Below are 15,259 nucleotides of genomic sequence, written 5' to 3'. Positions count from 1 at the left end.
TAATAACGGTGATGCAAAATGCAGAATATGAGCCCGCAGGAGATTATATCGAGTGCCTTTAAAAAGGCTAAAAATTACGAAGATGTTATACACAAAAAGGCAAAAGATTACGGCAAAAACATACCAGATAGTCAAGTCAAAGGAGTATTGAAACAGATAGAGATTACTGCTTTAAACCATGTAGACAAGATTGTCGCTGCTGAAAAGACGATGCGGATAGATTCCCTTGTAAAGAAGAATATGTCTTATGATATGATGGATGCTTTACAGGATATAGAAAAGGATTTGATAAATCAGCAGATGTTCTACAACGAAAATCTCGTAAACATAACTAATCCGTATGTGAGGCAGATATTTACCCAGATGAGGGATGATGAGATGCGATTTATTACTATCATACAGCAGAATATAGAATCTCTAAAATCAAAGCCGACTGAGCCCAACAGCATAGTATATACGACGCCAAGGGAAAATAAATGAAAGTAGCTATTATAGGTGCAGGTTCGGCAGGCTTAACTGCAGCCATAAGGCTTGAATCTTATGGAATAAAGCCTGATGTATTTGAGAGAAAATCTAAAGTCGGCGATGTTTTTAACCATGTAGCAGGACTTTTAAATGTCATAAATAGGCCAATAAACGATCCTTTGGAGTATTTAAAAAATAATTTTGATGTAGCTATTGCGCCGCTTAACAACATAGACAAGATTGTGATGCACGGGCCAACTGTCACTCGTACTATTAAAGGCAGAAGGCTGGGATACTTTATGCTGAAAGGGCAAGGAGAATTGTCTGTAGAAAGCCAGCTATACAAGAAATTAAAGACAAATGTCAATTTTGATGTCCACGCAGACTACAAGAATCTAAAGGAAGTTTATGATTATGTCATTGTGGCGACTGGAAACCATCAGATACCAAACGAGTTAGGATGTTGGCAGACGCTGGTTGATACGAGGCTTAAAATAGCTGAGGTAATCGGTAAATTCGATCCAAATACGCTTATAATGTGGATGAACACAGTCTACTGCAAAAGCGGTTATGCATACCTTGCTCCTTTTGACGATAAAAGGGCGGTTTTAGCACTTATAGTTCCTTACATCACAAAAGAGGAAATAGACAGGTATTGGGAGATGTTTTTAAAAATAGAGAAGATCGGATATGACGTAGTAAGTGTTTATGACTATGAGCATATATCAGGCAATGCGTTTCCACATACGTACGAGAACATGTACTTTGTAGGTAATGCAGGAGGGGCCATCGAGCCATTCCTTGGTTTTGGTCAGTTTGCATCAATTTTAGGTGGTGCTTTGGCAGCAAAAAGCATTGCAACAGGCTGCAACTTTGAAAATGAAATGGCGTATCTTACAAATGCAAATTTAAAGCTTTTAGAGTTTAGAAAAGCCATCGACACTGTAGATAATGATAAGATAGACAGGCTTATAAAGTTTTTGACAACTCCACTCATAAAGCAGCTTATTTACGATACAAATTTTAACATAGTAAAATATTCTTCATTCATAATACGGTATGCCGTCAATGAATTATTTAAGTTTTAATGTTGATAAAAATTACATGAAAGGAATTTTAGGCTATGAAGGTTGCCATAATAGGAGCAGGAATATCAGGGCTTGCATGTGCTCATGAGCTTGAAAGGCTTGGAATAACGTGTGTGATTTTTGAGAGAAAAAATGCTATAGGGACGATTCAGCCTAACATCGGCTCATTTTTAAACATGGAAGATAGGCCGATTAAAGATCCGGTTTACTACTTTAGGCGTACCTATGGCATATCATTGACACCTGTTGAGAAGATGACAAAGATCATCATGCATTCTCCGATGTACACTTCAACAGTAAAAGGAAATCATGGGTATTTTGTCTTAAGAAGCAAAGATGCGGATTCACTTGACAATCAGCTGGCAAGAGGTGTGAAGTCAAAGGTAAACTTTAATGCAGACCCTGATTACAAAGAGCTATCAAGAGAATTTGACTTTGTAGTCGTAGCCACTGGCAATTCCGGGATACTGGAAAAGCTTACAGAGTGGAAGACTACCGTTACTACATGGATAAAAGGTGCTACAATCTTAGGGAATTTCGAACCACATACGGCAGAGATGTGGTTTAACACAGATTACGCAAGATCTGGGTACGGATACATCATGCCTTTTGATAAGACCAAAGCATCTTTAGTTCTTATAACAACCTATGCACAGCACGGCGAGTTAGACAGTTTATGGCAGCTTTTTTTAAAAACTGAGAGATTTAGCTATGAGATGGTGGAGACTTATGAATTAGAGCTAAATACAGGTATTGCTAAAGAGCACAAAATCGACAATGTGTATTTCGTTGGAAATGCCGCTGGATTTTTAGATCCACTTTTAGGGCTTGGAGCATTTCACGCTTTAGAAAGCGGCATTTACGCTGCAAGATCAATTGCAACAGGCGAAGACTATGAAAAAATGGTCAAAACTATAACTGATAAGGTACAAATGCTTTCAGATTACAGAGATAAACTGGATAAATTCAGTAACAGCGATTATGACAGAATGGTTAAGATATTAGGTATGCCGATTATTAGGCATATAGTGTATAACACCAATATAGATGTGATAAAATACGGGCACACGATGCTGAAGTTTATAAAGTAAAAGCTTAAAAGGCGTCAAAAACCTTTTAAGCTTTTTTTTCATAGATTCCAAAGAGATAATCCAGTGTAGTCGTCATCGACCCTTTCTAAGTTGTTTTCGCCATAGTCTACGATGACAAATTCAGCAGCAAATATTTTTGTGCCTTCCATGAGATGACCGCCGAAGGCATTTCCGTTTTCGTCAGCAAGAATTATATGTACATGTGGAAATGGTTTGCCGTCTTTTAAGGATATATTTCCTATGGCACTCAGTATTTCCATGTGCTCGTTTTTCTCGATAAATTTGTATTCCTTTGTAGATTGGTTAAAGTAGCCGAACCGGGCCTTTTTTACTGCACCTATAATCCTTATCTCGCCAGATCTTATATTCTCATTTGTTATGAAAGTCGTTATCTCCTGCAAAAGATCGTTATCGTACTTAAAGCGACCCATAAACCTTCTTTTCACATCTATATTAATATGACCCATACAAAAACCTCCTCTAATTGAATTTATGTGTATCAATTCTTATACATATTATACCACAGCATATTTTGAAAAAATATGTCAATGAGCTTTTTTGTGAATATAATGGTACAAAAAAATTAAATGAAAGGTTGTGTTACAATGCCATATTGTCCATCGGGAAGGTATTACACTGTAGAGCCTGGAGATACGTTGTGGCTTATATCTCAGAAAATCAATAGGCCTGTAGACGACATTATAAAAGTGAATCCTGGTATAGATCCAAGCAGATTGATGGTAGGACAAGTAATATGCTTGCCGTCAATAATACCTTATGGCAAGACGACAGAATGCCCAACAGGCATATATTGGGAGGTAGCACCTGGAGATACCCTTTATAAAATAGCAAAAACTGTAGGAACTACTGTCGATAAGATTCTTGCATTAAATCCGTATATAGATCCAAATAACCTTGTGGTAGGCCAGGTGATATGCTTGCCTTCGCCAGGATAAAATTACCCTGAGTAAGCAGGGTAATTTTAAGCAAAAAAATTTTTAACATTAACTTGACAATCATCATTGGCAGTTATATAATTAAATTAAATAAATGTTAACGTGAACAAAAATTTCGTGGGAGAGCTGATTTTATGAAGAATTTTATGGATGATGATTTTCTATTAAACAACGAAGTTGCTGTTAAACTATTTCATGACTATGCATCAAAGATGCCTATATTTGATTTTCACTGCCATTTGAATCCTAAAGATATTTATGAAGATAAGAAATTTATAAACATCACGGAAGTTTGGCTATATGGCGATCACTATAAATGGAGACTTATGAGGAGCAATGGCGTTGATGAAAAGTACATTACAGGCGATGCTGATGATTACAGCAAATTTTTAGAGTTTGCAAAGACTATGCCTATGGCTATCGGCAATCCTGTTTTTCATTGGACACATTTGGAGCTTCAAAGGTACTTTGGTGTTAATGAGCTTCTAAATGAGAAAACAGCTCCAATGATATGGGAAAAAGTCAATTCAGTATTGGAGAGTAGCGAATTCAGCGTCAGAAATATCATTAAGAATTCAAACGTAAAGATACTGTGCACAACAGATGATCCGACAGATAGCCTTGAGTATCACAAGCTTTTGAGAGATGACGAAAGTTTTGATGTAAAGGTTTTGCCTGCATTTAGACCAGACAAGGGTATAAATATTGACAAGGACGGTTTTAGAGATTGGGTCAAAAAGCTTGGAGAAGTAAGCGGGAAAGATATTGAAGATTACGAAGATTACTTAGATGCTTTAAATTCAAGAATAGAGTACTTTGATAGCTTAGGATGCAGGTTGTCAGATCATGCCCTCGACTTTGTATCTTATGAAGAAAGCACAAAAATCAAAGTGAATGAAATATTCAAGAAAGCTTTAGAAGGCGAAGAACTTTCTAAATTTGAAATTGACCAATACAAGACAAGTGTTCTTCAATTTTTGGGAAGAAAATATAAAGAATTCGGATGGGCTATGCAGCTTCACATTGCAGCTTTAAGAAATACAAACACCAGGATGTTTAGAAAGCTTGGTCCTGACACTGGATATGATTCAATAAATGATGTAGATATAGCACAAAAAGTGGCGAAGCTTTTAGACTCATTAGATTTAACTGGTTCTTTGCCGAAGACCATATTGTACACGCTAAACCCCAAAGATAACTACGTTTTAGCAACCCTTATGGGGTGTTTCCAAGGAGAAGGGATTCCAGGTAAAATGCAATTTGGCTCTGCATGGTGGTTTAATGACAACATCGACGGAATGAGAGAGCAGATGAAGACACTGGCGAATGTAGGGCTATTAAGCAAATTCGTTGGAATGGTAACCGATTCAAGGAGTTTCTTGTCATATCCAAGGCACGAATACTTCAGAAGGATACTGTGCAATTTGATTGGCGAATGGGTAGATAGAGGCGAGGTGCCTTACGATATAGACTTGTTAGGAAAGATAGTTCAGGACATATCCTACAATAATGCAGTCAATTATTTTGGAGTATAGTCTTCTATAATGAATGTGGAAGGTGCTTGAGATGAGCGTTACAATAAAGGATATAGCAAAACTTGCAAATGTATCACATACTACAGTTTCCAGAGCTTTAAACGACAGTCCGCAGATAAAAGAGGAGACGAAAGAGAAGATAAAAGAAATCGCAAAAAAACTTAATTACGTGCCTAATTACAACGCTAAAAGCCTTGTTCTCAATAAATCATATAATATCGGCTTGTTCTTTTCTACAATCTTCAAAGGAACATCCCCCAGTTTTTTCTATGAGACTGTAAGGGGTGTAAACAGTGCAATCAAAAAAAATTACAATCTCATCATAAGAGGGATAGACGAGTATAAGGATTACTCGTCTATCGAAAAAAACCGTTTTGATGGAATCATACTTACAAGCCAAAGCGAAAGCGATAATGAATTTATGTACTACGTCATGAGAAAAGGTATACCTTTGGTTGTTTTAAACAGAGAAGTCAACGAAAAATCTGTAGTCAATATACTGAGTGAAGAGAAGACAGGAGCTTACAATGCAGTGAAGTACCTGATTGAAAATGGACATAGGGATATAGCCATAATTGAAGGCAAAGAAGGCTTCAAATCGACTGTTGACAGAAAAGACGGCTTTTTGAAGGCACTTATTGAAAGCAAGATACTTATTAACAATGATTACATCGTAAGTGGGGAGTACGACATAGAAAGCGGCTACAGCGCCATGAACAAACTTTTAAAGTTAAAGAAAAAACCGACAGCCGTTTTTTGCTCCAACGATGACATGGCGGTAGGTGCTATAAAGGCTATATATGAAAAAGGTCTTAAGGTACCTGATGACATTTCAGTGGTAGGCTTCGATGACAGTGAATTTTGCAGGTATATAATACCTGCTCTCACAACGGTGAGAAAGCCTATAAAAGATGTCAGCCAAAAAGGTGCAGAAATATTGATGACCATGATTGAAAATGACGAAAACAGCGGAGAAAAGATATACGTACCTACAAAGTTAAAGATAAGAGATTCTGTAATGGCAATAAAATAATTTTCGCATAAATCCAGTTAACGTGTGCAAAGCAGCTTATATGAAAAGCTTTAATCGAAAATTGTCGCTGGAAATTGAAAAATCATTTGGAGGATTGAAAGCTTTGAACAAAGTTGAGAAATTTATAGATGGCTACATTAAAGATTACAAAAGCTACAAACCATCGTGGAATTATGAAGATGGCTGCGTACTAAAAGGTGCACTTGATCTGTACAGTGCAACAGATGATGAAAAGTACAAAACATTTGTATTAAAATACCTTGATGAATTTATAGAAAAAGACGGCAAGATAAAAGGTTACCACATGGAAAATCATCATTTAGACGATGTAAATTCAGGCAAAGTGCTGTTTGATGTTTACAAAATGATTGGTGATGAGAAGTACAAGAAAGCCATAGAGACGATTTTTAATCAAGTTAAGACACAGCCCAGGACAAATGAAGGGAATTTTTGGCACAAAGACATATATCCTCATCAAGTATGGCTTGATGGACTGTATATGGTGATGCCTTTTTACATCAAATACATCAAAAATTTTGGCGATCTTAAAGATTTATCTGATATTGTAAATCAATTTGCTAATGTAAGAAGGCTTATGTATGACAATGAGAAAAAGCTTTACTATCATGGATATGACGAAAGTAGAAAAGAAGCATGGTCAGATAAAAAAACTGGTGTTTCTCAGAATTTTTGGGGAAGAGCAGAAGGTTGGTTTGTCATGGCCCTTGTTGATGTGCTGGAAGAGATGGATGAAAGAATGGAGTCTGAAAAAGATGCCCTTCTTAAAATATTCAACGAAGCAATAAATGGACTCATTATTTACCAAGATGAAAAAACTGGCATGTGGTATCAGGTTTTAGATAAAGGCGGCGAAAAAGGAAATTATCAAGAAACATCTGCCACGCTGATGATTTCGTACAGCATACTTAAGGGTATAAGGTTAAACCTTTTGCCACAAGAATATAAAGAGCATGGTGTAAAGGCATTTGAAGGCACAGTCAATAAATACCTTGTAGAAGATGAAGGAAAATTGGCGCTTGGAGGTATATGTTCTGTTGCAGGATTAGGCAATAATCCGTACAGAGATGGAAGCTATGACTACTATATATCGGAAAAAGTCGTATATGACGACCCTAAAGGCGTAGGAGCATTAATGATGGCATACAGTGAAATAATTAAAATAAATTAAATCTGTATTTGAAAGGGGTGATAAAGGGAGGTCAAAATCAACATCTTTGTACATGCAAAAATAAAAAAATTTTTAAGGAGGATCATCTATGAAAAAACTAGTAGCATTAGCACTTGCGGCAGCTCTAGGTATTTCCACATTACTTACAGGATGTGGCTCATCAGGTAATTCGACGAGCCAGAAGAACACAAATAGCAGTACAAAGACATCTGAAAGCCAGCCAGCAAAACAAGTAACGCTGAGATTTTCATGGTGGGGTGATGACACAAGACATCAGGCGACTTTAAATGCTATAAAGCTTTTTGAGCAAAAATACCCAAATATAAAGATACAGGCAGAGTATGCTGGTTGGGATGGCTACCTTGACAAACAGACAACACAAATGGCAGGTGGCACTGCTGCAGACATAATGCAGATAAACTGGAACTGGTTGCCACTATTCTCTAAAGACGGCAATGGTTTTTACGATTTAAACAAGCTGTCAAGCGAGCTGGGTTTAGACAATTATTCTAAGGATATTTTGGCTACAGGAACCGTTAACGGTAAACTAAATGGCATACCGGTAGCTATGACTGGAAGAGTTCTGTATGTAAATAAGACAATGTATGATAAATACGGTGCTACGATACCTAAAACATGGGATGACCTTATCAATGATGCTTCGAAGTTCCCAAGTGGCAGTTACCCAATTGTAACAGGTTCTTATGATTCTTGGCTTTTAGCTATGACTTATGCAGAACAAGAGACAGGAAAACCTTTCTTGACAACAGATGGCAAGCTTAACTTCACTCAAGACGATATAAAGACAGCATTGTCGTTCTACAAGACTTTGTTAGACAAAAAAGTCACTACTCCGATTCAGTCAATAGCTGCAGAAGGTGGCAATGGACTTGCACCAATAGCACAGCTTCCAAGCTTCTTAAATGGCAAATTTGCAGGCTTGTTTGAATGGACAAGTGCAATATCAAAAGAAGCTACTCCAATAAAACAGAACAACATGGAGCTTGTGACAGCAGGACTTCCTATGAATTCCGATGCTAAGACATCAGCGGCTATATTAAAGCCATCAATGCTTTTTGCCATCAATAAGGATTGCAAATATCCAAAAGAAGCAGCCACATTCTTGAATTTCATCTTGAATGATCCACAAGGCGTAGAAGCTATGGGCACAAATAGGGGCATACCTGTAAGCAAATCTGCTGTAGATACACTTAAAAAAGACGGAAAGATATCAGGCTTAGAGTATGAAGGATTGCAGATATTGGAGTCAAAGCCAGGATTGCCATTAAGCCCATATCTGGAAGATCCAAAGCTTCAACAAGTATATGATCAGACCATAGACAAGATTTCTTACAATCAAGAAACAGTTGATCAAGCCGCAAAAGAGATGTATACAAATCTTCAGAATGTGCTAAGTCAAATAACAAAATAAAACACTGTGGTCAATTTGTGGAACTACAGAGAGAAAACTGTAGTTCCACGCATTTAATTAATTGCATCCACTTTGTATTGATAGGAGGGTTTTGATGGAAAACAGGCGCATAGGGCTTTTATATATACTGCCGTGGCTTATCGGCCTTGTGATATTTACCATATATCCGTTTGTGACATCTTTAATATTAAGTTTCACAAATTACAATATTATTAATGCACCGCAATTTATCGGTATTCAAAATTACGTCAATATGTTTCATGACAGCACATTCTGGACGTCATTTACTGCAACACTGGAGTATGTTGTAATTACAGTACCGCTAAAGCTTATATTTTCACTTTTTATAGCATTTATCTTGAATTACAAGCTAAGAGGAATAAATTTTTACCGCACTGCGTATTATGTCCCATCGATTCTTGGCGGAAATATTGCTATAGCTGTTTTGTGGAAGTTTGTATTTGCAAATACAGGGCTTGTAAATCAGGTCCTGGGAGTATTTGGCATAAAGCCAGTAGGTTGGTTTTCCACAGGTTTAGGAGCGATATTTACCATAAGCGCTTTAAGGGTATGGGAATTTGGCTCTACCATGGTGATTTTCTTGGCAGGTTTAAAGGATATACCGCAAGAGCTTTATGAGGCAGCGGCAGTTGACGGTGCAGGCAAGATCAAAACATTCTTTAAAGTCACCATACCGCTTTTGACACCTATAATATTTTTCAACTTGGTAATGCAGTTAATACAGGCTTTCCAGGAATTCAATGGACCTTACATGATAACGCAAGGTGGACCTCTTTATAAGACGTATCTTTTGCCAATGATGATTTACGACAATTCATTTAAGTTCTTCAATATGGGATATGGCAGCGCTATATCATGGTTCCTCTTCATAATAATAATGATATTTACAATGTTCGTATTTTCATCGTCGAAGTACTGGGTGTTTTATTCAGATGAAGGAGGAGGCGAGTCATAATGAACAATGAGACAGCATTCAACAATGTAAACCTTAGGATGGATAAGGGGTATAGAAAAAGAGAGTTCAGAAGAAAAGTCAATTTGGCAATTAGATATGCGATACTGACAATTGGCGCTATTATAATGTTGTACCCCATTGTCTGGCTTGTAGGAGCTTCATTTAAGACAAACAGCGAGATATTCTCATCAATAAGCTTCATACCAAAAAGGATAGACTTTACGCCGTATGTAAAGGGCTGGATAACAGGTACGCAGTACACATTTGCAACGTACTACATGAATACTTTTAAGTACGTCATCCCTAAAGTGATTTTTACAGTTGTTTCATCAGTATTGACAGCGTATGGCTTTTCAAGATTTAATTTTCCGTTTAAAAAGCCTTTGTTTGCGATACTTATTTCAACGATGTTTTTGCCACAGATCGTTTTAAGGATACCGCTATATCTTTTATGGAAGCAATTGCATTTACTGGACACGTTTGTTCCTCTGTATGCAAATGACATATTTGCGGCAGAAGCGTTTTTCGTGTTCATGATTATACAGTTTATGAGGGGAATACCAAAGGAGCTTGATGAAGCTGCGAAGATAGACGGATGTAATTCATTTACGATACTGACGAGGATATTGCTGCCGGTGATTACGCCAGCAATTGTGTCTGTAACGATATTTCAATTTATGTGGTCTATGAATGATTTCATGGGACCTCTTATCTACATTTCAACCGTCAGCAAGTACCCTGTTTCAATAGCTTTGAAGATGGCAATGGATGCTACGTCAGGCAACTTTGAGTGGAACAAGATAATCGCAATGTCGGTTATAGCTCTTATACCTTCAATCGTAGTATTCTTCTCGGCTCAAAAGTATTTTGTTGAAGGTATATCTACAAGCGGATTAAAGGGATGATTCTTTAAAGAAAGAGTGATTCGATTGGAAGAATTAAATGTCATATCAACTACATCTACCACAATTACGTTTGAATTGAAAGGTTCAAATTCTTATTATTTAGAGAAAAAGTATCAGTTGTACGTTAATTCAGATTATATGGGCGATGTCGATAGGAGTGTGTGGACGGTAAAAAATTTAAAGCCAAACAGTCAATACGAAATTACACTAAAGAACGAAGAAACAGGAGAAAGATTAACTGTATTCCAACAGACAAAACATGAGACAGCGTATATTAATGTAAAGGACTTTGGTGCTGTTGGTGATGGAAAGCGTCTTGATACTTTTTCTATACAAGCAGCCATAATGGCGTGTCCTGATGGAGGAAGGGTGTATTTTCCTGAAGGTGTTTACTTGACATACCCGATTTTTTTAAAAAGCAATATAACGATAGAATTAGGTAAAAGTGCTGTGTTATTAGGAGCAAAAGAGAGGGAAATGTACCCTATCCTTCCAGGGGAGATAGATAGCCAAGAATTTAAAAATGGCTATTTGGGATCTTGGGAAGGGGAAGCAAACGATATGTTTGCAAGCCTCATAACTGGCATCTCTGTGGAAAATGTTAATATAATAGGCGATGGTGTTATAGACGGCAATTCCAGTTTTGATACATGGTGGTACGACGCGAAAGTTAAAAGAATCGCATGGAGACCGAGAACAGTTTATTTAAACAAGTGCAAAAACGTACTGATAGAAGGCATCACAATAAAGAATTCGCCGTCGTGGACGATACACCCTTTAATGTCGCAAAACCTTAAATTTGTGAATTTGAACATCGAAAATCCGAAAGATGCACCAAATACTGATGGTCTCGATCCTGAATCGTGTAAAGATGTCATCATTGCAGGCACCAGATTTTCCGTTGGCGATGACTGCATTGCCATAAAGTCAGGCAAGTTGTCTGTAAGCCAAAGGCTTCCTATGCCGTCAGAAAATCTTATCATAAGAAACTGCCTTATGGAATACGGTCATGGTGCTGTCGTAATAGGAAGCGAGATGTCAGGCGGTGTAAAAAATGTCCATGTTGAGAATTGCATATTTAGAAAGACAGACCGCGGCATACGCATAAAGACAAGAAGAGGCAGAGGCAAGACCGGAGTCATCGATGAGATACACGCATCAAACATCAGAATGGAAGGGGTTTTGACGCCTTTTACTATAAATAGCTTTTACTTTTGCGATGCTGATGGTAAGACTGAATACGTGTGGAGCAAGGAAAAGCTTCCTGTAGATGACAGGACGCCATATGTCGGCAATATTTATCTAAAAAATATAACATGCATTGATACTCAGGTTGCAGCAGGATACATGTATGGCCTTCCAGAGAGGAAAATTGAGAGAGTTGATATGGAGAATATCTATGTAAGCTTTGATTTAAGCGCTAAGCCTGATTATCCTGAGATGCTTAGCTTTGTAGAAGAAATGTGTAGAAATGGTTTTTACCTTAACAACATTAAAAACCTTAGATTGAAAAATGTTGTAGTAGAAGGTGCTTTGACAGAGCCTTTTACAAAGTTAAATATTGACAATGAAATTCAATGAAATATTTTTTTTAAAATAAAATGTTCACGTGTGCTAAAAATCGAACTAAGGAGGAAGAAAATGATGAGGTTATCGTCGAAGGTATATAAGGATTATAAAAGATATCCAGAGAAAGTTGTACAGTTTGGTGAAGGGAATTTTTTAAGGGCGTTTGCAGACTGGATGATTGACGAAATGAATGAAAAAGGTGTTTTTAATGGCAGCGTTGTCGTTGTGCAGCCTTTAAGAGGTGGATTGGTGGATAAATTAAATGAGCAGGATGGACTTTATACCCTTATACTTCAAGGGATAAAAGATGGAAAGGCTAAAAGGACTTATAAAGTTGTAAATAGCATAAGTAGAGGTATTAATCCTTATGATGACTACGAAGCTTTTCTAAATGTGGCTGAATCAGAAACCATAAGATTTGTGATTTCCAATACTACAGAGGCAGGCATTGCATTTGATGAAAATGATACGTTTGATGCTATTCCACACAACAGTTTTCCTGCAAAACTTACTGCTTTCATGTATAGAAGGTATAAATATTTTAATGGCAGAAGTGACAAAGGGCTTATAATTCTTCCTTGTGAACTTATTGACAGAAACGGTGAAAAGCTAAAAGAGATGGTTCTTAAGTACGTAGATTATTGGAATCTTGAAAAAGGATTTGCCGACTGGGTTTTGAAGTGGAATGTTTTTTGCACAACCCTTGTAGATAGGATCGTGACAGGATACCCGAAGGATGATGCTGCAGAAATTGAAAAGGAATTGGGTTATGAAGACAGCTTGATCGATGTGGGAGAATTATTTCACTTGTGGGTTATAGAGGGACCTAAATGGATTGAAAAAGAGTTTCCTGCAAGGGAGATAGGCTTAAATGTAAGATTTGTTGATGATGTGACCCCGTATCGCGACAGAAAAGTGAGAATCTTAAATGGGCTGCACACAACTATGGTACCTGTGGCGTATCTTTACGGGATTGACACTGTTGGGGAAGCCATGGAAGATGATGTTGTAGGAAAATTCATCAAAGATGTGGCTTACGATGAGATCATGAAGACATTGGATTTGCCGGATGATGAAATTAAAGAATTTATTGGGGAAGTGTTCGACAGGTTTAAAAATCCTTACGTTAAGCACTACCTTATGAGCATTGCTTTAAATTCCATGTCAAAATACGAGACGAGGGTACTTCCCTCACTTCTCCAGTACGTAAAAGCATATGGAGAACTACCTAAAAAACTGGTATTTTCCCTTTCCGCATATATAGAGTTTTACAAAGGGAAAAGAGGCGATGAAGCAATACCATTAAACGACGATCCTGACATATTAAAGATGTATCAAGAACTGTGGAAAGACTTTGATGGCAGTCGTGAAGGAATAAAGGATATTGTAACAAATGTTTTATCGTACGATAAAGTGTGGAAGATGGACCTAAATGAAGTAGCTGGGTTAAATGATGCTGTTACTGAGTATTTGTACTCGATTGAGAAGAACGGCATAAAAGAGTCTTTAAAAGAGGTGCTAAAGTAACCATGAAAGATTTCATAAAAATAAACCCTTCAGACAACGTGGCTGTCGCTTTGAGAGATTTAAAAAAAGGCGATGTTATTCGGTTAGGCGATAAGACATTAGTCATTGTCGATGATGTGCCAAAAGGCCATAAATTTGCTTTAAAGGAGATTAAAGAAGGACATGACGTTGTAAAGTACGGTTACCCCATAGGACATGCACTTTCAGATATACCTGAAGGTGCATGGGTTCATACCCATAATATTAAGACGAACTTAGGAGATATTTTAAACTACGTTTATGATAAAAAAGAAGCTGTTGCAGCTATGGAGTATGATTATACCATTACGTTTAAAGGGTACAAAAGGAAAACTGGCGCTGTTGGCATAAGAAACGAACTTTGGATCGTTCCTACGGTAGGCTGTGTAAATGGCATAGGAGAGATGATAATAGAGAGATTTAAAAGAGAAGTCAAAATCGAAGGAATCGATGATATCCAGATATTTAAACACAGCTATGGGTGCTCCCAGTTGGGAGATGACCACATAAACACCAGAAAAATTTTATCAGATATAGTGAAGCACCCAAATGCCGGCGGTGTCTTAGTCTTGGGTTTAGGCTGTGAAAACAACAACATACCTTCTTTTAAGGAAAATTTAGGTCAATACGATGAGGAAAGAGTTAAATTTCTGATTGCCCAGGAAGTTGACGATGACATCGAAGAAGGAGTGAAGCTTTTAAAAGAGTTGTATCAGAAGATGAAAGAGGATGTAAGAGTCGATGTAGACATAAGTCAGTTGGTTGTTGGGCTTAAATGTGGCGGTTCTGACGGATTTTCAGGCATAACTGCGAATCCATTGTTAGGTGCATTTACAGATTTTCTCGTATCCCATGGAGGCAGTGCAGTATTGACGGAAGTTCCGGAGATGTTTGGGGCAGAGCAGATTCTCATGGAAAGATGCCAAGATGAAGATGTCTTCAACAGGACTGTCAATATGATAAATGGCTTTAAGCAGTACTTTTTAGAACATAATCAACCTATATACGAAAATCCATCGCCTGGAAACAAGGCTGGCGGTATAACTACATTGGAGGAGAAGTCCTTAGGCTGTGTTCAAAAAGGTGGAAAATCAATCGTGGTAGATGTCTTAGATTATGGAGATACAGTGAAAAAGAGAGGACTTAACCTTTTGTACGGCCCAGGCAACGATCTTGTGTCTTCTACAGCTTTAGCCGCATCAGGATGCCATTTGATACTTTTTACAACAGGAAGGGGAACGCCTTTTGGCACATTTGTGCCTACTTTAAAGATTTCTACTAATACGGAGCTTTATAGGAAGAAGAAAAATTGGATCGATTTTAACGCAGGAACGCTCATAGAAGATGAAGGGATAGATGTAGTCTTAGATAGATTGGTAAACTACGTTTTAAAAGTAGCCAGCGGCGATAAAGTCAACAATGAGAAGAATAATTTCAAAGAAATCGCCATTTTCAAGTCAGGTGTGACATTGTAA

General features: G+C 37.5%; 14 protein-coding genes. 13 read left to right on the top strand and 1 reads right to left on the bottom strand.

The window, feature by feature from the left end; all coding sequences use genetic code 11:
* The first annotated feature begins 18 nt into the window (after positions 1–18).
* From ACZ42G_RS12285 to ACZ42G_RS12275, 3 genes are read left to right on the top strand one after another with little or no spacing between them, the layout of a single operon-like run.
* Entirely contained in the window at positions 19–480 is a 462-nt protein-coding gene (locus ACZ42G_RS12285; protein ID WP_464850613.1) for a DUF2383 domain-containing protein, read from the top strand.
* Positions 477–1,553: an FAD-dependent oxidoreductase gene (locus tag ACZ42G_RS12280; protein ID WP_464850611.1), complete on the top strand. Its 1,077-nt coding sequence runs from the start codon at positions 477–479 to the stop codon at positions 1,551–1,553. Before ACZ42G_RS12285 ends, ACZ42G_RS12280 begins: the two co-directional genes overlap by 4 nt.
* A 35-nt stretch (positions 1,554–1,588) precedes the next feature.
* Complete coding sequence (locus tag ACZ42G_RS12275) at positions 1,589–2,644, top strand: NAD(P)/FAD-dependent oxidoreductase (protein ID WP_464850609.1); 1,056 nt, start codon at positions 1,589–1,591, stop codon at positions 2,642–2,644.
* A gap of 38 nt (positions 2,645–2,682) precedes the next feature.
* On the opposite strand, the gene ACZ42G_RS12270 is transcribed toward ACZ42G_RS12275, so the two are convergent.
* On the bottom strand, positions 2,683–3,111 hold the full coding sequence (locus ACZ42G_RS12270; RefSeq protein ID WP_013788801.1) for a PPC domain-containing DNA-binding protein: 429 nt from the start codon (positions 3,109–3,111) through the stop codon (positions 2,683–2,685).
* 120 nt (positions 3,112–3,231) lie between these two features.
* Here ACZ42G_RS12270 and ACZ42G_RS12265 point away from each other — a divergent pair, with 120 nt between their 5' ends.
* The 10 genes from ACZ42G_RS12265 to ACZ42G_RS12220 all read left to right on the top strand — a co-directional run bounded on the left by ACZ42G_RS12265 (position 3,232) and on the right by ACZ42G_RS12220 (position 15,259).
* On the top strand, positions 3,232–3,600 hold the full coding sequence (locus ACZ42G_RS12265) for a LysM peptidoglycan-binding domain-containing protein (RefSeq protein ID WP_464850607.1): 369 nt from the start codon (positions 3,232–3,234) through the stop codon (positions 3,598–3,600).
* A 134-nt stretch (positions 3,601–3,734) separates the two neighbouring features.
* Positions 3,735–5,135 (top strand): glucuronate isomerase, encoded by a 1,401-nt coding sequence (gene uxaC, locus ACZ42G_RS12260; RefSeq protein WP_464850606.1) that lies wholly within the window; start codon positions 3,735–3,737, stop codon positions 5,133–5,135.
* A 13-nt stretch (positions 5,136–5,148) separates the two neighbouring features.
* Positions 5,149–6,168 (top strand): LacI family DNA-binding transcriptional regulator, encoded by a 1,020-nt coding sequence (locus ACZ42G_RS12255; protein ID WP_464850604.1) that lies wholly within the window; start codon positions 5,149–5,151, stop codon positions 6,166–6,168.
* Positions 6,169–6,208: 40 nt separating this feature from the next.
* A complete protein-coding gene (locus ACZ42G_RS12250; RefSeq protein WP_464850602.1) occupies positions 6,209–7,357 on the top strand; it encodes a glycoside hydrolase family 88/105 protein in 1,149 nt (382 codons plus the stop codon).
* A gap of 88 nt (positions 7,358–7,445) precedes the next feature.
* Positions 7,446–8,789, top strand: a complete 1,344-nt coding sequence (locus ACZ42G_RS12245) for an ABC transporter substrate-binding protein (protein WP_464850601.1) — start codon at positions 7,446–7,448, stop codon at positions 8,787–8,789.
* Between the two features lie 94 nt (positions 8,790–8,883).
* On the top strand, positions 8,884–9,765 hold the full coding sequence (locus ACZ42G_RS12240; RefSeq protein ID WP_085113154.1) for a carbohydrate ABC transporter permease: 882 nt from the start codon (positions 8,884–8,886) through the stop codon (positions 9,763–9,765).
* Positions 9,765–10,670, top strand: a complete 906-nt coding sequence (locus ACZ42G_RS12235) for a carbohydrate ABC transporter permease (protein ID WP_085113153.1) — start codon at positions 9,765–9,767, stop codon at positions 10,668–10,670. Before ACZ42G_RS12240 ends, ACZ42G_RS12235 begins: the two co-directional genes overlap by 1 nt.
* Before the next feature lie 15 nt (positions 10,671–10,685).
* Positions 10,686–12,251, top strand: a complete 1,566-nt coding sequence (locus ACZ42G_RS12230; protein WP_464850599.1) for a glycoside hydrolase family 28 protein — start codon at positions 10,686–10,688, stop codon at positions 12,249–12,251.
* A gap of 63 nt (positions 12,252–12,314) precedes the next feature.
* Positions 12,315–13,766, top strand: coding sequence for a tagaturonate reductase (locus ACZ42G_RS12225; RefSeq protein WP_464850597.1), 1,452 nt, complete (start codon positions 12,315–12,317; stop codon positions 13,764–13,766).
* A 2-nt stretch (positions 13,767–13,768) separates the two neighbouring features.
* Positions 13,769–15,259 (top strand): UxaA family hydrolase, encoded by a 1,491-nt coding sequence (locus ACZ42G_RS12220; protein ID WP_464850596.1) that lies wholly within the window; start codon positions 13,769–13,771, stop codon positions 15,257–15,259.

Source organism: Thermoanaerobacterium calidifontis (assembly GCF_055381745.1).
This window is presented reverse-complemented; position numbering and strand designations above follow the sequence as displayed.

Excerpts from the sequence above, each read along its gene's own strand:
- ACZ42G_RS12285 (WP_464850613.1), top strand. The coding sequence starts at position 19 with ATGCAGAATATGAGCCCGCAGGAGATTATATCGAGTGCCTTTAAAAAG.
- ACZ42G_RS12280 (WP_464850611.1), top strand. The coding sequence starts at position 477 with ATGAAAGTAGCTATTATAGGTGCAGGTTCGGCAGGCTTAACTGCAGCC.
- ACZ42G_RS12275 (WP_464850609.1), top strand. The coding sequence starts at position 1,589 with ATGAAGGTTGCCATAATAGGAGCAGGAATATCAGGGCTTGCATGTGCT.
- ACZ42G_RS12270 (WP_013788801.1), bottom strand. The coding sequence starts at position 3,111 with ATGGGTCATATTAATATAGATGTGAAAAGAAGGTTTATGGGTCGCTTT.
- ACZ42G_RS12265 (WP_464850607.1), top strand. The coding sequence starts at position 3,232 with ATGAAAGGTTGTGTTACAATGCCATATTGTCCATCGGGAAGGTATTAC.
- uxaC (WP_464850606.1), top strand. The coding sequence starts at position 3,735 with ATGAAGAATTTTATGGATGATGATTTTCTATTAAACAACGAAGTTGCT.
- ACZ42G_RS12255 (WP_464850604.1), top strand. The coding sequence starts at position 5,149 with ATGTGGAAGGTGCTTGAGATGAGCGTTACAATAAAGGATATAGCAAAA.
- ACZ42G_RS12250 (WP_464850602.1), top strand. The coding sequence starts at position 6,209 with ATGAAAAGCTTTAATCGAAAATTGTCGCTGGAAATTGAAAAATCATTT.
- ACZ42G_RS12245 (WP_464850601.1), top strand. The coding sequence starts at position 7,446 with ATGAAAAAACTAGTAGCATTAGCACTTGCGGCAGCTCTAGGTATTTCC.
- ACZ42G_RS12240 (WP_085113154.1), top strand. The coding sequence starts at position 8,884 with ATGGAAAACAGGCGCATAGGGCTTTTATATATACTGCCGTGGCTTATC.
- ACZ42G_RS12235 (WP_085113153.1), top strand. The coding sequence starts at position 9,765 with ATGAACAATGAGACAGCATTCAACAATGTAAACCTTAGGATGGATAAG.
- ACZ42G_RS12225 (WP_464850597.1), top strand. The coding sequence starts at position 12,315 with ATGAGGTTATCGTCGAAGGTATATAAGGATTATAAAAGATATCCAGAG.
- ACZ42G_RS12220 (WP_464850596.1), top strand. The coding sequence starts at position 13,769 with ATGAAAGATTTCATAAAAATAAACCCTTCAGACAACGTGGCTGTCGCT.